Here is a 19,116-nt window from a genome sequence, read left to right as displayed (position 1 = left end):
ACTGCTGCGGTACCGACCCCGAGCCTCCGTAGCTCAGTGGAGAGAGCGAGGGACTTCTAATCCCGAGGTCGCAGGTTCGAATCCTGCCGGGGGCGCTTCGGCGCTGGTGGTGGCACCGGTCCGTGATCACGGACGGGTGCCATCCATGTTTTACCCAGTTCTTTCGGCCGCCCAGGCTCGGCCGTTCAGGTGAGCCAGAGCCCAGAACAGCCCACGTGGCACGGTTGCGGGAACAGCGGTGTCCCTGGGGAACAGCCGTGCACAACAACGCCGTCCTGTCGATCGGGCTGCACCCGAGCGCCGTCCACTACTCCGCGCGCCCCGGACTCGACGTGCCAGGTGCCCGACTCGCCCGAGGAGACCGTCGACGCCATGCGGCAGCGGGTGCGCCCACTGCCGCAGGACTGACGCGGAAAAGCCAGCGCCCGGCGGGTTCCGGGGAACCTGCCGGGCGCTCAGCCTGGGGTGGAGGGGTCAGCGCTTCGCCGACAGCTTCCGGTACGGCATGACCTCGTCGATGATCCCGTACTCCTGCGCCTCGGTGGCGGTCAGGATTCGGTCGCGGTCGATGTCGGTGTGGACCTGCTCGGCGCTGCGGCCGGTGTGCCTGCTCAGCGCCTCCTCCATCTGCTTGCGCATCCGGGTGATCTCCGCCGCCTGGATCTCCAGGTCGGAGACCTGGCCGCGGACTCCGCCCATCGCGGGCTGGTGGATCATCACGCGGGCGTTCGGCAGGGCCGTGCGCTTGCCCGGCGTGCCCGCCGCCAGCAGGACCGCCGCCGCCGAGGACGCCTGGCCGAGGCAGACCGTGCGGATGTCGGGGCGGACGAACTGCATGGTGTCGTAGATCGCCATCAGCGAGGTGAACGAGCCACCCGGCGAGTTGATGTACATGTAGATGTCGCGGTCCGGGTCGTCGGACTCCAGCACGAGCAGCTGGGCCATGACGTCGTTCGCCGAGGTGTCGTCCACCTGCACGCCGAGGAAGATGATGCGCTCCTCGAACAGCTTGTTGTACGGGTTGGACTCCTTGACGCCGTAGCTCGTGCGCTCGACGAACGACGGGAGCACGTACCTGGCCTGCGGCAGGTGGTTCGGGTTCATCTGGGGGTCCCCAAGGCGGTCGGCCGGCCGGGCGGCCGGTGAGGTGGGCTCAGGGTCAGCTGACCGACGAGCGGGTGAGCTCCTCGCGGTTGAGGATGTGGTCCACGAAGCCGTACTCGAGGGCTTCCTCGGCGGTGAACCAGCGGTCGCGGTCGGCGTCCGCCGTGATCCGCTCGAAGGTCTGACCGGTCTGCTGCGCGGTGATCTCCGCCATCTGCCGCTTGGTGTAGGCGAACGCCTCGGCCTGGATGGCGATGTCGGTGGCAGTGCCGCCGACGCCCGCGGACGGCTGGTGCATCAGCACGCGGGTGTGCGGGAGCAGGTAGCGCTTGCCGGGCGTGCCCGAGGACAGCAGGAACTGCCCCATCGAGGCGACCATGCCCATGCCCCAGGTCTGCACGTCCGGCTCGATGAGCTGCATGGTGTCGTAGATCGCCATGCCCGCGGTGACCGAGCCGCCGGGGGAGTTGATGTAGAACTTGATGTCCGACTTCGGGTCCTCGGCGGACAGCAGCAGCAGCTGCGCGGTGAGGCGGTTGGCCACCTCGTCGTTGACCTCGGAGCCCAGGAAGACGATGCGCGACCGGAGAAGCTGCTCGAAGACGGAGTCGGTGAGCGTCATGCCGCCGGTCGACGCCATGCGCGGCAGCGTGAGGTTGTTCCGTGCGTTCATGATCCTCGTTACCCCATCCACGGTGTTGACCGATCTTGCGTACCCCGACGATATCGGAGAGGTGGGCGTGCCTCCGGTCGACAGGGCGCGGTGTTCGCTGACAGCGCATGGCGGTGCCGCTCCGGGTGACCTGCGGCGCTCCGGGGGTCGGGTGTCCGGGCGCCGCGCGGGGACCCGCTGGATGATGGCCCCGGCGACGGCGCGCCGCCAGCGGTGACCCGTGGGTGGCGGTTGCGGAACGTGTCCGATGTGGACGGTTGGGTGCGGGTTTTTTCACACGGGAGAGTGAAAACTCTACGGGCGGGTGAAGCGGGTCAGCAGCTCTTCGACGTGCGCCTTGGAGCGCGTGATCATCGGGGGTGGTGCGCTGCTGGCACAGGTCGCGGTGCTCGTCGACGGGGGCGTCCTGACCGTCGCGGGTGGCGCGCGAGAGCACCAGCGCGCGGCACGTCGGCGGGGTGGCGCAGGAACGCCCGGTTGGCCTGCGTGATCAGCGGCGGTTCGGGCCACATCGCGATCGCCCGGTCGGCCATCTCGCGGTCGGCCGCGAAGCTGTGCGCGCCTCCTGGGCAGTAGACGCACACGTGGGCGGCACCCGTTCAGGTGAGGTCGATCCGCTCGGGCTGTTATCCCATGTCACACGCCTGATGACGACCCGATCGGGGCACCGTTTTTGTCGGTGTGCGGCGGTAGAATCGAACAGTAGTTCGACCAGCTGCGAGGGGAGCCTGCCGTGGAGCCGGTCAGCGTCACCGCCCTGTCCTTCACCGAGTACGCGATGAGCGGTCAGCGGGGCCGCATCACCATCGTTTCCGAGCAGCGCAGCATCTACCTGGCGGTCGACCGGTGGGTCTGCGGGTTCTACAACCCGGTCCGCGCGGCGATGCGGCGCGCGGCCAACTCGACCGACCCCGGCGCGGAGCTGGACGTCGCGCTGGACGGGGCGACGCGGAGCGGGCAGTTGCGGGCGTTCGAGGAGATCAGGGACGGGTTCCTGCCGTGGTTGCGGTCGACGCGGGCGACCGGGGTGGCGATGCCTGCTGCGGTGTGGCGGTCGGGGGACCTGGAGCTGCGGGTGCGACCGCAGTTGGGGTTGCGGTTCCCGGACGGGTCGGTATCGGCGGTGCTGGTGCACTGCAAGGAGCAGGAGATGACGCAGGAGGCGGCGAACGTGGGGCTGCGGGTGGTGCAGCAGGCGTTGCCGGGGATGGGGGCGCTGGTGCTGGACGCTCGGCGGGGGCGGGCGTTCCGGTTGTCGCGGCGGACGAACCTGGCGAAGTTGGACGCGTTGATCGCGGCTGAGGCTGCGGGGTACGTGGTGCATTGGCGGATGAGCGCTTGAGAGGGAAGGGAGCGCGGACGGGGCGCTGAGCGGCGTGGAGGGGTGAGCGGTTGGGGTGGAGGCGGGGAAGGGCCGGGGGTGGAGGAGGACTGGGGCTGAGCGGGATTGGAGGGAGGGCGAGCGCGTGAGCTGGGCGCGCCGCTGTGCCAGCGCCTCATGATCGGCTGGCGGGACAGGGTGGGCGGGGTTTCGTGCGCCTGACCGGACCTGCCGGGCGGGACCTCGTGCGTCTGGCGTGAGCTGGGCGGCTGCCCCGCGCCTGCCCGACTAGGGGCGGGCAGGCGCGGGGCAGCGTTCTGCGCCGTTCTGGCACGGAGTGCCGAGCTGCTGCGGCGGTCGGGCTCAGCCGGGACCGAGCAACGAGGCGGCCCTACCGAGGGCAGGTGGCTCCATCGGGCGGGACAGGGCCCCTGGGGCAGGTGGCTCCGTCGAGCGGAACGGGGCCGCCTGAGTCGGAAGGCTCCGCCAGGTAGGACAGGGCCACCTGGGTCGGGGAGTGTCGTCACGCGGGTCGGGGCCACCTGGATCAGGGGGTGTCATCAGGCAGGGCGGGGCCGCCGTGACCAAGAGGTGTCGTGGAGTCAGGCCAGGCCTGCTGGGTCGTGGGCGAACTCGCCGCCGATCACCGTCGCGGCCAGTGGGATGGTTGCGATGCGGCTGGTGGGCACCGTGCGCGGGTCGTCTTGCAGGATGGTGAAGTCGGCCAGTTTGCCCTCCTCGATCGTGCCCAGGTCGTGGTCGCGCCTGCACGCGTGCGCCGCGCCCGCCGTGTGCGCGCGTAGTGCCTGCTCCACGGTCACCGCCTCGTCCGGGCCGATCTGCCTGCCGGTGCGGGAGCGGCGTTCCACCAGGAACTGGATGGCGCGCAGTGGATTGCCGTCCGCCACCGGGCGGTCCGAGCTGCCTGCCAGGGGGATGCCCCGGTCCAGGAAGGAGCGGCCTCGGTACAGCCACGGGGCTCTGGGGCCGGTGATCTCGGCGTAGTCGTCGCCGTACGCCCAGAGGAACGTCGGCTGGACCACCGGCACCACGCCCAGCGCGGCGATCCTGTCCAGCTGGTCGGGGCGGACCAGGCCGCAGTGCTCGATCCGGTGGCGGTGGTCGTCCCTGGGCTGCTCGGTCAGCGCGTGCTCCAGGGCGTCCAGGGCGAAGTCGATCGCGCGGTCGCCGATGGCGTGCACGGCCAGTTGCCAGCCCGCTCGGTGGCCGTCCCGGATCCAGGCGCGCATCAGGTCCGGGTCGTCCTGGAGCTGGCCGGTGTTGGCGGTGCCCTCGTAGGGCTCGGTCAGGGCCGCCGTCCTGGCGATCATGCCGCCGTCGGTGAAGACCTTCAGGGCGCCGATGGCCAGGCGGTCGCCGCCCAGGCCGGTGCGCAGGCCCAGTTGGACGGCTCGGTCCACGTTGTCGGACGGGTGGCCGCCTGCCGCGCGCAGCTGGTCCGCGGCGACCATGAGCTGCACTCGGATGGGGAGGTCGGCGCGCTGGTAGGCGGCCACCTCCAGCGGGGTGGCGCCGATCAGGCCACCGCCCACGCCCGCCTCGGCGGCCAGGACGACGCCTTCCGCCAGGCACTGCCCGGCACCGGCCTCGATGTCGGCGACCACGCCGTCGAGGGGATACGGGAGGAGCAGGGACCTGGCCGCGCTCTGGGCGCCCTCGGCCAGGAAACCGGTGAGGGCGCCCTCGGCGTCGCGCTCGGCCTCGACCAGGGCGTGCTCGGGCAGCTCGGCCAGCGTGCCGGAGTCGACCACGCAGGCGTGACCGGACACGTCCTGCAGGTAGACGCGCCCGCCCACCGCGTCCAGGTCGCGCGCGGTGAGCGGGCGGTCCAGGAGGCGGTGGTCGTAGCCCGCCGCCTCCAGTCCGGCCTCGGTCCGGTGGGCCGCCAGCAGCGCCACGACCTCGGCGACCGTGCGGCAACCCGAAACGTCCGGCATCCGGGCCGCCCGGCCGGTCCACGCCAGGTGGGTGTGGGCGTCCACGAAACCGGGCAGCACCACCGCGCCGTCCAGGTCCACCACGCGCCGGGCGGGCAGGTCGCGGACCTGGTCCCCCACCCCGACGACGCGACCGCGCCACACCCCGACCACGTCCGACCCGGTCCCGGCGGGGTCCAGCGTCACGACCCGTCCGCGCACCAACTTCACGTCAAGGATCACACGCGCAGAGTAATCACGACGAGCTCCGTTAGGGTTGGATAACTTAGGTTAGCCTTGCCATTCCGAGGAGGAGTTCATGCGGGTCGTCATGTTCGGCTACCAGACCTGGGGGCACCGCACGCTCCAGGCGCTCCTGGACTCCGAGCACGAGGTGGCGCTCGTCGTCACCCACCCGAAGAGCGACCACGCCTACGAGCGGATCTGGAGCGACTCGGTCGCCGATCTCGCCGAGGAGCACGGCATCGAGGTGCTGATCCGCGAGCGGCCGGACGACGAGGAGCTGCTGACCCGCCTCGAGGAGGTCGACCCGGACGTCATCGTGGCGACGAACTGGCGCACCTGGATTCCCCCGACGGTGTTCAACCTCCCCAAGCGGGGGACGCTGAACGTGCACGACTCGCTGCTCCCCTCCTACGCCGGGTTCTCGCCGCTGATCTGGGCGCTGATCAACGACGAGAAGGAGGTCGGCGTCACCGCGCACATGATGGACGACACCCTCGACGCCGGGGACGTCGTGCTCCAGCGCGCCGTGCCGGTCGGGCCGCGCGACACCACCGCCGACCTGTTCCACAAGACCCTGGCGCTGTTCGGGCCGATCACCGTGGACGGGCTGGCCGAGCTGGCGTCCGGGCGCACCGAGTTCACCAAGCAGGACCGCTCGAAGGCGAGCTTCTTCCACAAGCGCTCCGACGAGGACCTGCGGATCGACTGGACCTGGACCGCCGAGGAGCTGGACCGCCTGGTGCGGGCGCAGTGCGCGCCCTACCCGAGCGCCTACGCGTTCCACCGGGGCCGCAGGCTGGAGATCGTGGAGGCCGAGGTGTCGCGGGAGAACTACGGCGGCACGCCGGGCCGGATCTTCTACCGCGAGGGCGACGGCGTCGCGATCGTCGCGGGCCCCGAGGCCAGGCGCGGGCGCGGTCGGGCGCTGCTGGTGAAGCGGGTCCGCACCGACGAGGGCGTCGAGCTGGGCGCCACCGAGTACTTCACCCACATGGGCGGCTACCTCACCAGCCGTCCGCAGTAGCGCGTGCCAACGGGGTCACCAATCCCACGACGGAGATACGGTCCGTCGCTGAAGTGAGGTTTGGTGACCCCGTTGTGTAATCATTCAGTGTTATGAGCGGCAAGCGGACGACTCTCGTGGCGGTGCTCCTCCTGGCCCTGACGGGCTGCCAGGGCGTGCTGGACGGCCAACTGCCCACATCGTCCTCGCCGCAGCAGCCGCCCGCGGCGAACAGCGGCCAGGCGGGCGAGCAGCTGGCCGGGCTGACCATCGCCGCCGAGGGCAAGATGGCGGGCTACAGCCGGGACCGGTTCCCGCACTGGGCGGGCCAGGGCAACTCGTGCGACACCCGCGAGGTCGTCCTGCGCGAGCAGGGCGCCGGGGTGCAGACCGACGACGAGTGCAAGGCCACCACCGGCACCTGGGTCAGCGCCTACGACGGCGTCGAGGTGACCAAGGCCGGTGACCTGGACATCGACCACACGGTGCCGCTGGCCGAGGCGTGGCGCTCGGGCGCGGACAAGTGGGACGACGAGAAGCGCAAGGCGTTCGCGAACGACCTGGGCGGTGTGCAGCTGATCGCGGTGACCGCGAAGACCAACCGCGCCAAGGGCGACCAGGACCCGGCCAAGTGGATGCCGCCGAAGGCGGACTACGCGTGCACGTACGTCGCGCACTGGATCCAGGTGAAGGCGCAGTACGCGCTGACCGTCGACCAGGCCGAGCACGACGCGCTGGCGAGCACGCTCGCCGGGTGCTGACGACCTGACCGACCTCGCTGACGCCCCCTCGCCCCCGTGGCGCAGGGGGCGTTCGCGCTTCCGGGACCGGACGGGGCCAGACGGGGCGGGGCGGGAACCGGTCGGGCGGAAGCGGTCAGGCGGAAAGCGGTCGAGCCCGCTCAGGACGCGGCGCTACGGTCGCCCGGTGCCGGATGCGATCTTCGCGGACCCGAGGTTGGCCGCGCTCCACGGCGTGTTCGACGGCGACCGGGTCGACCTGGACGCCTACACCGCCCTGGTCGCCGAGCCGGGCGCCCGCCGGGTGCTCGACGTCGGCTGCGGCACGGGGTCGCCGGCCGTGCGGCTGGCGGGCGCCGGGATCGAGGTGGTCGGGCTGGACCCGGCGGGGGCGTCGCTGGACGTCGCACGCGGCAAGGCGGGCGCCGACCGGGTCCGCTGGCTGCTCGGCGGGGCCGCCGACGCGCCCGCGCTGGGCGTGGACCCCGTCCTGGACGTGCGGCAGGCCCCGGACCGGCCGGGCCGCGAGTTCGTCGTGCTCGCCGAACGCGCGGGGTGAGGCCGGTCCTGGGCCTGCCGGGTCGAGCCGTGCGGATCAGGTGATCGAGTAGGAGCGCGAGTCGGGGCGCATCTCCTCGAACTGCTTGACCAGGTCCCCGTGCACCCTCGCCCGCCGCACCCACGCGGCCGAGCCGGAGGCCGCCGACGGGGTGTCGCCGAGCGGGCGCACCGGGTCGGTCACCTCGTACTCCAGGCGGTAGGCCACCAGGGCGATCGCGGCGCGCAGCCACGGCGTCGGGTCAGGCGCGGTGATCTCGCCGAGGCCCACCCGGAACCACACCGGCAGCCGGGCGTCGGCCGCCAGCGCGCGTTGCAGCCTGGCTCGGGACTGCGCGTGGATCTCGCCGCGCGCCTTGTCGCCGAGCGCGACGGCCTCCTGCCGCCAGGCCTCCTCGCCCGCCTTCCGGTCGGCCTCCAGCCTGCGGTAGGCCTCGGTCGCGTCGGCCTCGCGGGCGTGGATCTGCCACTCGGCCTGGCTCACCGAGTGCTGCAGGGCGTCCCGCTCGAAGCGCTGCATCCGCTTCTCCAGCCGGGCCCGGCCGGTGTCCCTGCGCTCCTGCAGCGACTCGTACTCGGCCACCTCGCCGCGCAGCTCGGCCCGGACCTCGTCGGCCAGGAGGTCCTGCTCGGCGTCCCAGGCCGCGCGCAGCGCGGAGACTGTTCCGGCGATCTCCTCGTCCACCCGGTCCAGATCCTCGTCCGCGCCCGCGCCCAACCCGGCCAGCCGCCGCTCCAGCACCAGCAGGCGGGAACTGACCCGCCCGAGGTCCGCGATCAGCTGGGTGGTCGTCGCCACGAGGCTCTCGACCACGGGTTCCAGGACGTCGAGCCGCTCCTTCTCGGTGGGGGCCATGCCCCCAAGCCAACCGCACGGATAGGGGCTCTTCACGGCGGAGCAGGCACAACCACGCAAACGGCTGCGCGGAACCCCCGCGCGGGGCAACCGATGATCACCGAGCGTGAACGGGTGAAGTGCCCGATTTCGGTGTATGCCTTCCCCATGACGACCTCGGTGAAGGAGACGGAGCGCAAGTACGAGGCCCCGGACGGGGTGCGGCTGCCCGCGATGACGGGGCTGCCGGGGGTGGCCGCCAACGCCGGTCCGCACGAGCAGCTGCTGGAGGCGGTGTACTACGACACCGGCGACCTGCGGCTGGCGAGCGCGGGCCTGACCCTGCGCAGGCGCACCGGCGGGGACGACGCGGGGTGGCACCTGAAGCTGCCCGCCGGGGTCGACACCCGCGAGGAGCTGCGGCTGCCGCCCGGCGGGGAGGACAGCGCGCCGCCGGAGGAGCTGGGCGCGCTGGTGCGGGTGCACACCAGGGGCGGCGAACTGGCCCCGGTGGCGCTGATCAGCACCGAGCGGCAGCGCTGGCAGCTGGTGGACGGGCGCGGCGACCTGCTGGTGGAGGTGGTCGAGGACCGGGTGTCGGCGACCGGCGGCGAGGACGGCGACGAGGCGCGGTCGTGGCGCGAGATCGAGGTCGAGCTGGGCGAGCGGGGCACGGTCGCGCTGCTCGACGCGGTGGAGCGGCGGCTGAAGAAGGCCGGGATGCGCCGGTCGCGGTCCTCGGCGAAGCTGACCCGCCTGCTCGGCGACCGGGTGCCCGCGCGGCCGACCGGTCCGGACGTCGGCCGGAAGTCGGCGGGCGGCGTGGTGCTGGCCTACCTGCGCGAGCAGGCGGACGCGCTGCGGACCCAGGACCCGAGGGTGCGCCGGGACGAGCCGGACGCGGTGCACGGGATGCGGGTGGCGACGCGGCGGATGCGCAGCGCGCTGAAGGTGTTCGGCGGGATCGTGGACAAGGATCGGACCTCGGACCTGGCGGGCGAGCTGAAGTGGCTGGCCGGGGTGCTCGGGCAGGCCCGCGACCTGGAGGTGCTGCGGGAGCGGTTCGAGCTGGTGCTGGACGGGCTGGAGCCCGAGCTGCGGCCCGGCCCGGTGGCGGCCCGGTTGACCAGGCACTTCGCCCCGCGCGAGGCGCAGGCCAAGCGGTCGGCGGTGGAGGCGCTGGACAGCCCGCGCTACTTCGCGCTGCTGGACGCGGTGGACGCGCTGCTGGCCGACCCGCCGCTGACCAGGCGGGCGCGTGGCAGGGCCGAGGACGAGCTGCCGGGTCTGGCCGCGAAGGCCTACCGGAAGCTGGCCGGGCAGGTCGCGCGGGCGCACGACGACGCCGGGCTGCACGAGGCGCGCAAGGGCGCGAAGCGGCTGCGGTACGCGGTGGAGGCGGTGGAGCCGCTGCACGGCAAGCCCGCGCGCCGCTACCGCAAGGAGGTCAAGGCGCTCCAGTCGCTGCTGGGCGACCACCAGGACAGCGTGGTGGCGCGGCCGGTGCTGCGGCAGCTCGGCGCGGAGGCGGGCGCGGCCGGGGAGAACGGGTTCGCGTTCGGCGTGCTGCACGGCCTGGAGAGCAGGCGGGCGGCGCTGGTGGAGGAGCGGTTCCCCGCCCGGTGGGCGGCGCTGGGCAAGCCCAAGTTCGCCTGATTGGTCCAGACCTTGACACCTCTCGGGGGCGCTTGCCACGGTGGGGGCGGCCAGCACCGCGCCCCCGCCGAGCCGAGCGCGGGGGCGCCGAACCGCCTCGGAGAGCCCCTTGCCGCACACGATCGTGCCCGCGCCCGTCCTGGTCGAACCGCGCCCCGGCGCGGCGTTCACCCTCGCCCCCGACGCCGAGGTCCGCGTCCCGCAGGGCTCACCCGGCGCGCGTGACGTCGGCGAGCTGCTGGCGGAGCTGCTGCGCCCGTCGACCGGCTACCCGCTCCCGGTGGTGGAGGGCACGGCTGGCCCCGGCGTGGTGCTGCTGCTGGAGGGCGCCGCCGCCGAGGTCGGCGCCGAGGGCTACGAGCTGGACACCGCCGGGGACACCGCCGTGATCAGGGCGAACACCCCGGCGGGCCTGTGGTCCGGGGTGCAGACGCTGCGGCAGCTGCTGCCTGCCGCCGTCGAGAGCCCGGAGCGGCAGGACGGTCCGTTCACCGCGCCCGCCGTGCACGTGCTCGACCACCCGCGCTTCCCGCACCGGGGCGTGATGCTGGACGTGGCCAGGCACTTCTTCGGCGTCGCCGACGTCAAGCGCTACCTGGACCTGGCCGTCGCGCACAAGGTCAACACCCTGCACCTGCACCTGAGCGACGACCAGGGCTGGCGGCTGGAGATCGAGAGCTGGCCGAACCTGACCGCGCACGGGTCGACCAGCTCGGTCGGCGGCGGTCCCGGCGGCTTCTACACCCAGGACGACTACCGCGAGATCGTCGCCTACGCGGCCCGCAGGCACGTCACCGTCGTGCCGGAGATCGACCTGCCCGGCCACACCGCCGCCGCGCTCTCCTCGTACCCGGAGCTGAACCCGGACGGCATCGCGCCCAAGCTCTACACCGGCATCGAGGTGGGCTTCTCCACCCTGGACATCGCCTCCGAGACCACCTACCGGTTCGTGGCCGACGTGCTGCGCGAGGTCGCCGCGCTCACCCCCGGCCCGTACCTGCACATCGGCGGCGACGAGGCGTTCGCGACCGAGCCCGAGGACTACCGGGCCTTCATGGCGCGGGTGCTGCCGATGGTCGAGGAGCACGGCAAGCGCGCCATGGGCTGGTCCGAGTTCACCCGCGCCGACCTGCCCGCGACGGCGGTCGCGCAGTACTGGGACACCGAACGCCCGCCCGGTCCCGAGCTGGCCGAGGCCGCCGCGCGCGGGGTGCGGTTCGTGCTGTCCCCGGCGAACCGGGTCTACCTGGACATGAAGTACACCGAGGAGACCGAGCTGGGCCTGAAGTGGGCCGGGACGGTCGAGGTGGACGCGAGCTACGACTGGGACCCGGCGACCCTGCTCGACGGCGTGCCCGAGTCGGCGGTGCTGGGCGTGGAGGCGCCGCTGTGGACCGAGACGCTCACGACGACGGACGAGCTGGAGTTCATGGCCTTCCCGCGACTGGCCTCGGCGGCCGAGGTGGGCTGGACCCGCGCGGCGGGCCGGGACTGGTCGGAGTTCCGGTCCCGGCTGGCCGCGCAGGGCCCCCGGTGGGCGTCGCGGGGCGTCGCCTTCCACCGCTCACCCACCGTCCCGTGGCAGGGCTGACACCTCCTCGTCGGTGAACAGCCTGGAGCGGACCAGGAAGCGCACCCCCAGCGGGGCTTCCAGGGAGAACCCGCTCCCCCGGCCAGGGACGACGTCGATGGTCAGGTGGGTGTGCTTCCAGTACTCGAACTGGGCGGAGGACATCCACACCGGCACCGGCGAGCCGTCGACGACCAGGTCGCCCAGGTGCACGTCGGAGGAGCCGGTGCGGAACTCCCCCGCCGGGTAGCACATGGGCGCGCTGCCGTCGCAGCACCCGCCGGACTGGTGGAACATCAGCTCCCCGTGGTCGGCCCGGAGGCGGCGGATCAGCTCCGCCGCCTCCTCGGTCAGCGCGACCCGGTCCATCAGAAGAAGCCCTGCGCGCCGGGGGCGTAGCTGACCAGCAGGTTCTTGGTCTGCTGGTAGTGGTCGAGCATCATCCGGTGGTTCTCGCGGCCGATGCCGGACTGCTTGTAACCGCCGAACGCCGCGTGCGCCGGGTAGGTGTGGTAGTTGTTCACCCACACCCGGCCCGCCTGGATCTCGCGGCCCGCGCGGTAGGCGGTGGACCCGTCGCGGGACCACACGCCCGCGCCGAGGCCGTACAGCGTGTCGTTGGCGATCTTGATGGCGTCGGCGTAGTCGTCGAAGCGGGCGACCGACACGACCGGGCCGAAGATCTCCTCCTGGAAGATCCGCATCTTGTTGTCGCCCTCGAACACGGTCGGGGTGACGTAGTAGCCGCCGGACAGCTCGCCGCCCAGGTCCGCGCGACCGCCGCCGGTGAGCAGCTTGGCGCCCTCGGCCTTGCCGATGTCGATGTAGGCGAGGATCTTCTCCAGCTGGTCGTTGCTGGCCTGCGCGCCGATCATCGTGTCGGTGTCGAGCGGGTGGCCCTGCTTCACGGCCTTGGTGCGCTCGACGGCGTCGCCGAGGAACTGGTCGTAGATGGAGCCCTGGATGAGCGCGCGGGACGGGCAGGTGCACACCTCGCCCTGGTTGAGCGCGAACATCGTGAAGCCCTCGAGCGCCTTGTCGTAGAACTCGTCGCGCTGGGCCGCCACGTCGCCGAAGAAGATGTTCGGGCTCTTGCCGCCCAGCTCCAGGGTGACCGGGATGATGTTCTCGCTGGCGTACTGCATGATCAGCCTGCCGGTGGTGGTCTCACCGGTGAACGCGACCTTCGCGACGCGCTTGCTGGTGGCCAGCGGCTTGCCCGCCTCCACGCCGAAGCCGTTGACCACGTTGAGCACGCCCGGCGGCAGCAGGTCGGCGATCAGCTCGACCAGCACCATGATCGACGCCGGGGTCTGCTCGGCGGGCTTGAGCACGACCGCGTTGCCCGCCGCGAGCGCGGGGGCGAGCTTCCACACGGCCATCAGGATCGGGAAGTTCCACGGGATGATCTGGCCGACCACGCCGAGCGGCTCGTGGAAGTGGTAGGCGACGAGGTTCTCGTCGATCTGCGAGATGCCGCCCTCCTGGGCGCGCAGGGCGCCCGCGAAGTAGCGGAAGTGGTCGACGGCCAGCGGCAGGTCGGCCGCCAGGGTCTCGCGCACCGCCTTGCCGTTGTCCCAGGTCTCGGCGACGGCGAGCGCTTCGAGGTTGGCCTCGATGCGGTCGGCGATCTTGTTGAGGACGTTGGCCCGCTCGGCGGGCGAGGTGCGGCCCCACGCGGGCGCGGCGCCGTGGGCCGCGTCCAGGGCGCGCTCGACGTCCTCCGCGGTGCCCCTGGCGACCTCGGTGAAGACCTCGCCGGTGACCGGCGTGGGGTTCTCGAAGTAGCCGCCCTTCGCCGGGGCCGTGAACTCGCCGCCGATGAAGTGGTCGTACCTGCTCCGGTAGCTCACCACGCTGTCCGGTTGCCCCGGTGCCGCGTACTTCGCCATGTGGTCGCCTCCCGCGTCGTTGCGTCGGATGGCCGCAGAACGTAGGCCGCGCTACGTTGCAGCGGCGTTGCACGCTCGGAGCGCCAGTGCCGAACGGCCTGCCGGGTCCTTGCCGTGCGGGTTCGCCCCGGTCATCCTGGGGTCGAGGGACCTGGAGGCGACGATGCGCGGTGACCCCCTTCTGCTCGCGCGCGAGCACGAGGCGGCGTTGTCCGGCGGTCCCGCGCGCGGCACGCGGCCGGTGATCCTGGAGTCGTGGCGGCGCTCGCTCGCCGCCAGGGTCGACCCGGACAGCCGGGAGGCGCCGCTGGTGCTGGACCGGGCCGAGGTGGCGGACCTGCGGGCCGCGCACCCGCTGGCGCAGGCGCTGCCGGTGCTGCGGGAGACGCTGGTGAGCATCGCCGACGACGCCGAGCACGTCATGATCATCACGGACGCGGACGGCCGGGTGCTGTGGTGCGAGGGCTCGGCGCGGGTGCGCGGGGTGGCCGAGCGGGTCCACCTGACCGAGGGCGCCCGGTGGAGCGAGGACGCGATCGGCACCAACGCGATGGGGCTGGCGCTGGCCACCGGCGGCCCGGTGACGGTGCACTCGGCGGAGCACCTGGTGCGCACCTGCCACGGCTGGACCTGCGCGGCGAGCCCGGTGCGGGACCCGGACAGCGGGCGCACCCTCGGCGTCGTGGACGTGAGCGGGCCGCTGACCAGCCTGCACCCGGCGATGCCCGCGCTGGTGTCGGCGGCGGCGCGGCTGGCCGAGGGGCACCTGCGGGCCGGGCTGGCCGAGCGGGACGAGCGGCTTCGGTCGGCGAACATGCGGCACCTGCTGGCGCTGCGCGGCGGTCCCGGCGCGCTGCTGAGCCCGACCGGGCGGGTGCTGGCCGCCGAGCCGGGCACCGGGCTGGGCGGCCGGGTCGACGTCGGGCGGGACCGGGTGCGGCTGGCCGACGGGCGCACCGGCGTGCTGGAGCCGCTGGACGAGGGCTACCTGCTGCGGGTGGAGCGGGGCGCGCGGCGAAGGCCGGTGCTGTCGCTGCGGTTCCTGGGCGGGCCGAGCGCGTCCCTGGACGGGGTCGAGGTCGCGCTGACCCTGCGGCACGCCGAGGTGCTGGTCGCGCTGGCGCTGCACCCGCGCGGGCTCACCGCCGACCAGCTCGCGCTGCGGCTGTACGGGGAGCGCGGCAACCCGGTGACCGTGCGCGCGGAGCTGCACCGGTTGCGGGCGCAGCTCGGCGGGGTGCTGCTGACCAGGCCGTACCGGCTGGACGCCGAGGTGCGCGGGGACTTCCTGGCGGTGCGGGCGGCGCTGCGCTCGGGGGACGTCACCGCCGCGGCGGCCGGGTACGGCGACGAGCTGCTGCCGCGCTCGGACGCGCCGGTGGTGCGGGCGGAGCGGGAGGACCTGGCGGCGGCGGTGCGGCGGACCGTGCTGGACCGGGGCGACGCGGAGGCGCTGTGGCGGTTCGCCCGCGACGAGGACGCCGAGGCGCTGGACCGGCTGGCCAGGCTGCTGCCGCGAGCCGACCCGAGGCGGGAGCTGGTGGTGTCGCGGCTGCGGCGGGCGCTCGCCGAGGCGTGATCCCAGGGCGTGATCCAGGGGCGTGATCCGACCAAGATCGGCATCCGGTCGGGCGGGCGCGGTTAGGCTCGGCGCATGGGGTTCTTCCAGCCTGGTGACGTGGCGCTGCGCCGGGAAGTGCTGTGGGGCAGGCCGTGGGCGGTGACGCCGACCCGCGTGGTCGTGGACGAGCCGGACCTGCTGGTGCTGTTCACCGTGCCGGGCACCCGGTTCGGCTTCCCCGAGCACCCGTGGCCGCACGGCTGGCGGGCGTCGGGCAGCACGCACTGGCGCGGCAACGGCAAGCTCCAGATGCACCGGCCGGGCGACGCGTACTCGGTGGACGTGTACTGGGAGGGCGAGGACCGGCGGTTCAAGGGCTGGTACCTGAACCTGCAGGACCCGTTCCGGCGCACCCCGCTGGGCATCGACACCCTGGACCACGAGCTGGACTACTGGCTGCCTGCGGAGGGCGGCTGGCAGGACCGCGACCGGGTGGAGTTCGAGGAGCAGGTCGTGGCGGGCAAGTACACCGAGGCGCAGGCCGGGTCGATCCGGGCGGTGGGCGGCGCGATCGAGGCGATGGCCGAGTCGGGCGAGCTGTGGTGGGACCGCGACTGGGCGAAGTGGGAGCCGGACCCGAGCTGGCCGGTGCCGGTGCTGCCGGACGGCTGGCAGGACTACCCCCTCCCGTGAAGGTCGTCCCGCTGACCCAGGACGCGCTGGTCGCCGAGCTCGTCGGCCGGATCGACGCGCTGCCCCGCGACCGGCACGCGCGCGTGGTGGTCGACGGCGCGGACGCCACCGATCCCGGCGCGCTCGCCGACGCGCTGGTGGACCCGCTGCGCGCGCTCGGCCGCCCGGTGCTGCGGGTGTCCGCGCGCGACTTCCTGCGCCCGGCCTCGGTGCGCCTTGAGCACGGGCGGACCGACCCGGACTCGTACCGGGACTCGTGGGTGGACACCGGCGGCCTGCTGCGCGAGGTGCTGGACCCGCTCGAACCCGGCGGGTCGGGCGAGGTGCTGCCGTCGCTGTGGAACGCCGAGACCGACCGCGCCAGCCGGGCCGGGTACGCGCGCCTGGGCGAGGGCGGGGTGCTGCTGCTCGACGGGGCGCTGCTGCTGGACAAGTGGCTGCCGTTCGAGCTGTCCGTGCACCTGTGGCTGTCGGACGCCGCGCTGGCCAGGCGCACGCCGCCGGAGCTGGCGTGGACGCTGCCCGCGTACGAGGGGTACGAGCCGGAGCCGGACGTGCTGGTCCGCTACGACCACCCCACGAGGCCTGCGCTGGTGCGTACAGTGGCGGGTGACTAGGGGGAGGTGACCGCCGTGGACCGCTTGCGCCTGCTGCTCGCGCTGTGCCTGTCCGCGCTGATCGCCCTGTCCCTGGTGAACAGCCCCGCCGAGCTGCTGGCCGTGGTCACGGCCGTGACGCTGGTCGTGCTGGTGCTCACCACGGCTCCCCTGGTCCTGGACGCGCCCGCGTGGGCGCGTTCGCTGTCGCTGCGCGAGAAGGCCCTGCGCACGGCGTTCCTGCGGTTGCGCGATCCGGACGCGGCGGGCCGACCCCGCCCGCGAGCACCGGGAGCGGCGCTCAGCCTCGCCTGAGCCCCCCTCCCACGCTCGTGATCGGAGCAACCGCCCGTGTTCCACACCCTGGGCGCGGCCCTCGCCGCGCTGCTCGACCCCGCCTTGGCCGTCGTCGCCTTCACCGCCCTGGTCCGCCTGCTGCTGCACCCGCTGACCCGCGCGGCCGTGCGCGGGGAGAAGGCCAAGGCCGCGCTCGCGCCGCAGCTGCGCGAGCTGACCGAGAAGCACCGCAAGGACCCGGTGAAGCTCCAGGAGAAGACCCTGGCGCTGTACAAGGACGCCGGGACCTCGCTGTTCGCGGGCATCCTGCCGATGCTCGCCCAGGCCCCGTTCTTCATGGTGGTCTACCAGCTGGTGACCACGCCGAACCCGCTGCTCGACGGCACCCTGCTCGGGGTGCGGCTGGGCGACCACTGGTCCGACGGCGGCGCGGGCGTCCCGGTGTTCCTCGGGCTGCTGGCCGCGCTGGCGGCGGTGTGCCTGGGCAGCTACCTGTGGCAGGGCAGGCAGGCCGCGCGCTCGGGCGCGCCGCAGCCGACGCTGGTGCGGGTGCTGCGCCTGCTGGCGTTCACCCCGGTGCTGCTGGGCGCCTCGCTGCCGCTGGCGGCGGGGCTGTACCTGCTGACCAGCGGCGCGTGGACGCTGGCGGAACGGGCCTGGCTGCACCGGTCGCTGCCGGGTGGGAAGCCCGAGCCGGTGGCCCAGGTCGAACCGGTCGCCGTCGAGCCGGAGCCTGGGGAACCGGCCGCCGAGGAGCCCGCCTCGCCGGCCAAGCAGCCCGCGCGGAAGCCGAAGGCGGGCGCCGGCAAGCGCGGCAAGGCCGCCGCTCGGGCCCGCGCCCAGGCGCGGTGATCGGCGGTGACCGGCGGGCCGCCCGACCCGCCGGTCACCGCAGCCTGAGCTGGAGCTGCGCGAACAGCCTGACCAGCGGATCGGTCAGGTCCACCCCGGTCAGCTCGCCCGCCCGCCGCACCCGGTACCGGAGCGTGTTCGGGTGCACGTGCAGCTCCGCCGCCGCCGACCGCACGTCCCCGAACGCGTCCAGGTACACCAGCAGCGACCGCCCCAGCTCCGGGTCCAGCGCCTCCAGCCGGGGGTCGCGCACGCGCGGGTGCTCGGCGAGCAGGGCCAGCACCTCGCTGACCAGCACCCGCGACCGCACGTCCGCCAGGGTCGCCACCTGGGCGTCCAGGTCGCGCGCCATCGCGTCGAGCACCCGGTCCGCCTCGACCCTGGACACCGCGACCTCGTCCAGCGTGGGCACCTCGGCGCCGATCGCCGCCTGCACCACCAGCCCGGTGTGCTTGCGGGCCGCCGCGACGATCTCGCGGGTGAGCGGCAGCAGGGCCGCGCCGGGCTGGAGGTCCGGCAGCAGGGCGTAGGTCCGGCCGCCGCTGCGGCTGACCAGGGCGCTGCGCCGGTACGCGGCGGCGTGCACCGAGATCAGCCCGGTCACCTCGGCCCTGCGCAGCTCGCCCTCGGTGCGGTCGCCCGCGTCGCCGCGCAGCGCGAACACCACGACGGCGGCCGGTCTCGCCGGGTCCGCGCCGATCTGGCCCGCGACGGAGGCGGCGTCGGTGCGGCCGTCAAGCAGGGAGGTCAGCAGGTTCTCCCGGAACGCCGAGCGGGGCTCGCGCTGGCGCACCAGGTGCAGCGCGGTGACGCGGGCGGCGCCGACGAGGGCGCGCTCGGCCTGCTCGGTGAGCGGGGTGGCGCCCTCCTGCACCCAGATCGAGCCGAGCGGCTGGTCGCCCGCGAGCACCCCGACCGCGAGCCGCCGCCGGATGCCCAGGTCCGGCCGCTCGTCGACCCGCACGACCTCCTCGCCCGCGCGGAGCCGCTGGTAGACGCCCCAGTCGCGGAGCATCGCCAGGTACGGCTCCGGCCCCTGCCTGCCCAGGATGGACAGCCTGCGCAGCTCGTCCACGTCGTCGGTGGAGCGCGAGTAGGCGAGCACGCGGCTGGCGGTGTCCTCGATGCTGACGACGCCGCCGGTCAGCGCCGCGATGGTCTGGGCCAGCCCGAACAGGTCGCCCGCGACCTCGCCCGAGCCAGCGTCGGCGGCCAGCCTGGCGCTGCGCACCACGGCCCTGGCCAGCGACTCCAGGTGCTCCCAGCGCACCTCGGGCCGCACCGCGAGCAGCGCGACGCCGGCGTCGGCGGCGGCCTGGCCGAGCTGCGGGGTCGGCCGGTCGAGCTTGACCGCCACCGCCGCCGCGCCACCCGCGCCCGCCGCCCTGACCAGCGGCAGCGCCGCCCGGCCGCGCGCGCCGATGACCAGCGCGAGGTCGCCGGGCCGCACGTCCGGCACGTCGTCCGGGTCGAGGATGACGATGTCGCGGACCTCCGCCTCCAGCCCGCGCGGCGCGGCCCGCACCTCCACCAGCTCCTCGCCCAAGGCCATCAGCACCTGGCGCAGGCTCATGCTCTTTGT

General features: G+C 73.6%; 18 protein-coding genes and 1 tRNA gene. 12 read left to right on the top strand and 7 right to left on the bottom strand.

Annotated features, from left to right (window positions below):
* Positions 1 to 22 precede the first annotated feature (22 nt).
* Positions 23 to 95, top strand: a tRNA-Arg gene (locus tag LV78_RS04280).
* 379 nt (positions 96 to 474) lie between these two features.
* Here LV78_RS04280 and LV78_RS04275 read toward each other — a convergent pair.
* Both LV78_RS04275 and LV78_RS04270 read right to left on the bottom strand, forming a co-directional pair.
* Positions 475 to 1,104: an ATP-dependent Clp protease proteolytic subunit gene (locus LV78_RS04275; RefSeq protein ID WP_253843411.1), complete on the bottom strand. Its 630-nt coding sequence runs from the start codon at positions 1,102 to 1,104 to the stop codon at positions 475 to 477.
* A gap of 55 nt (positions 1,105 to 1,159) precedes the next feature.
* Positions 1,160 to 1,777 carry a ClpP family protease gene (locus LV78_RS04270; RefSeq protein WP_012783716.1) on the bottom strand — a complete coding sequence of 206 codons (618 nt, stop codon included), beginning with the start codon at positions 1,775 to 1,777 and terminating at the stop codon, positions 1,160 to 1,162.
* Positions 1,778 to 2,510: 733 nt separating this feature from the next.
* Here LV78_RS04270 and LV78_RS04260 point away from each other — a divergent pair.
* Entirely contained in the window at positions 2,511 to 3,119 is a 609-nt protein-coding gene (locus LV78_RS04260) for a hypothetical protein (RefSeq protein WP_253843410.1), read from the top strand.
* A 581-nt stretch (positions 3,120 to 3,700) separates the two neighbouring features.
* Here LV78_RS04260 and LV78_RS04255 read toward each other — a convergent pair.
* Complete coding sequence (locus LV78_RS04255; RefSeq protein WP_253843409.1) at positions 3,701 to 5,278, bottom strand: amidohydrolase; 1,578 nt, start codon at positions 5,276 to 5,278, stop codon at positions 3,701 to 3,703.
* A gap of 76 nt (positions 5,279 to 5,354) precedes the next feature.
* Between LV78_RS04255 and LV78_RS04250 the strand changes: the two genes are divergently transcribed.
* The 3 genes from LV78_RS04250 to LV78_RS04240 all read left to right on the top strand — a co-directional run bounded on the left by LV78_RS04250 (position 5,355) and on the right by LV78_RS04240 (position 7,583).
* The gene (locus LV78_RS04250; RefSeq protein ID WP_253843408.1) at positions 5,355 to 6,305 is read left to right on the top strand and encodes a methionyl-tRNA formyltransferase; all 951 of its coding nucleotides are present in this window, start codon (positions 5,355 to 5,357) and stop codon (positions 6,303 to 6,305) included.
* Positions 6,306 to 6,397: 92 nt separating this feature from the next.
* Complete coding sequence (locus LV78_RS04245; protein WP_253843407.1) at positions 6,398 to 7,045, top strand: HNH endonuclease family protein; 648 nt, start codon at positions 6,398 to 6,400, stop codon at positions 7,043 to 7,045.
* Between the two features lie 166 nt (positions 7,046 to 7,211).
* Positions 7,212 to 7,583 carry a class I SAM-dependent methyltransferase gene (locus tag LV78_RS04240; RefSeq protein WP_372494785.1) on the top strand — a complete coding sequence of 124 codons (372 nt, stop codon included), beginning with the start codon at positions 7,212 to 7,214 and terminating at the stop codon, positions 7,581 to 7,583.
* Between the two features lie 36 nt (positions 7,584 to 7,619).
* Here the strand turns inward: LV78_RS04240 and LV78_RS04235 are convergent, their stop codons facing one another.
* Positions 7,620 to 8,438, bottom strand: coding sequence for a hypothetical protein (locus LV78_RS04235; protein ID WP_253843406.1), 819 nt, complete (start codon positions 8,436 to 8,438; stop codon positions 7,620 to 7,622).
* 147 nt (positions 8,439 to 8,585) lie between these two features.
* Between LV78_RS04235 and LV78_RS04230 the strand changes: the two genes are divergently transcribed.
* The gene (locus LV78_RS04230) at positions 8,586 to 10,073 is read left to right on the top strand and encodes a CYTH and CHAD domain-containing protein (RefSeq protein WP_253843405.1); all 1,488 of its coding nucleotides are present in this window, start codon (positions 8,586 to 8,588) and stop codon (positions 10,071 to 10,073) included.
* Between the two features lie 40 nt (positions 10,074 to 10,113).
* Positions 10,114 to 11,664 carry a beta-N-acetylhexosaminidase gene (locus LV78_RS04225; protein WP_372494784.1) on the top strand — a complete coding sequence of 517 codons (1,551 nt, stop codon included), beginning with the start codon at positions 10,114 to 10,116 and terminating at the stop codon, positions 11,662 to 11,664.
* Here the strand turns inward: LV78_RS04225 and LV78_RS04220 are convergent.
* Together LV78_RS04220 and adh are read right to left on the bottom strand one after the other, a co-directional pair.
* Positions 11,638 to 12,012, bottom strand: coding sequence for a DUF779 domain-containing protein (locus LV78_RS04220; protein ID WP_253843403.1), 375 nt, complete (start codon positions 12,010 to 12,012; stop codon positions 11,638 to 11,640). The genes LV78_RS04225 and LV78_RS04220 overlap by 27 nt on opposite strands.
* A complete protein-coding gene (adh, locus tag LV78_RS04215) occupies positions 12,012 to 13,535 on the bottom strand; it encodes an aldehyde dehydrogenase (RefSeq protein ID WP_253843402.1) in 1,524 nt (507 codons plus the stop codon). The genes LV78_RS04220 and adh overlap by 1 nt, the downstream gene beginning before the upstream one ends.
* A gap of 163 nt (positions 13,536 to 13,698) precedes the next feature.
* On the opposite strand from adh, the gene LV78_RS04210 reads away from it, so the two are divergent.
* The 5 genes from LV78_RS04210 (at position 13,699) to LV78_RS04190 (ending at position 17,534) form a co-directional block, all read left to right on the top strand.
* Positions 13,699 to 15,114, top strand: coding sequence for a GAF domain-containing protein (locus LV78_RS04210; protein ID WP_253843401.1), 1,416 nt, complete (start codon positions 13,699 to 13,701; stop codon positions 15,112 to 15,114).
* 75 nt (positions 15,115 to 15,189) lie between these two features.
* Positions 15,190 to 15,789, top strand: a complete 600-nt coding sequence (locus tag LV78_RS04205) for a ribonuclease FAU-1 family protein (RefSeq protein WP_253843400.1) — start codon at positions 15,190 to 15,192, stop codon at positions 15,787 to 15,789.
* Positions 15,786 to 16,406 carry a nucleoside/nucleotide kinase family protein gene (locus LV78_RS04200; protein ID WP_253843399.1) on the top strand — a complete coding sequence of 207 codons (621 nt, stop codon included), beginning with the start codon at positions 15,786 to 15,788 and terminating at the stop codon, positions 16,404 to 16,406. The genes LV78_RS04205 and LV78_RS04200 overlap by 4 nt, the downstream gene beginning before the upstream one ends.
* A gap of 15 nt (positions 16,407 to 16,421) precedes the next feature.
* Entirely contained in the window at positions 16,422 to 16,700 is a 279-nt protein-coding gene (locus tag LV78_RS04195) for a DUF6412 domain-containing protein (protein ID WP_253843398.1), read from the top strand.
* Between the two features lie 36 nt (positions 16,701 to 16,736).
* Positions 16,737 to 17,534 (top strand): YidC/Oxa1 family membrane protein insertase, encoded by a 798-nt coding sequence (locus LV78_RS04190; protein WP_253843397.1) that lies wholly within the window; start codon positions 16,737 to 16,739, stop codon positions 17,532 to 17,534.
* A gap of 34 nt (positions 17,535 to 17,568) precedes the next feature.
* On the opposite strand, the gene LV78_RS04185 is transcribed toward LV78_RS04190, so the two are convergent.
* Entirely contained in the window at positions 17,569 to 19,107 is a 1,539-nt protein-coding gene (locus tag LV78_RS04185; protein WP_253843396.1) for a PucR family transcriptional regulator, read from the bottom strand.
* Positions 19,108 to 19,116: the final 9 nt, after the last annotated feature.

Source organism: Actinosynnema pretiosum (assembly GCF_024171695.1).
Lineage (GTDB): Bacteria > Actinomycetota > Actinomycetes > Mycobacteriales > Pseudonocardiaceae > Actinosynnema > Actinosynnema pretiosum.
Note: the sequence above shows the minus strand (reverse complement) of the source record. Positions and strands in the feature narration are given on the sequence as shown.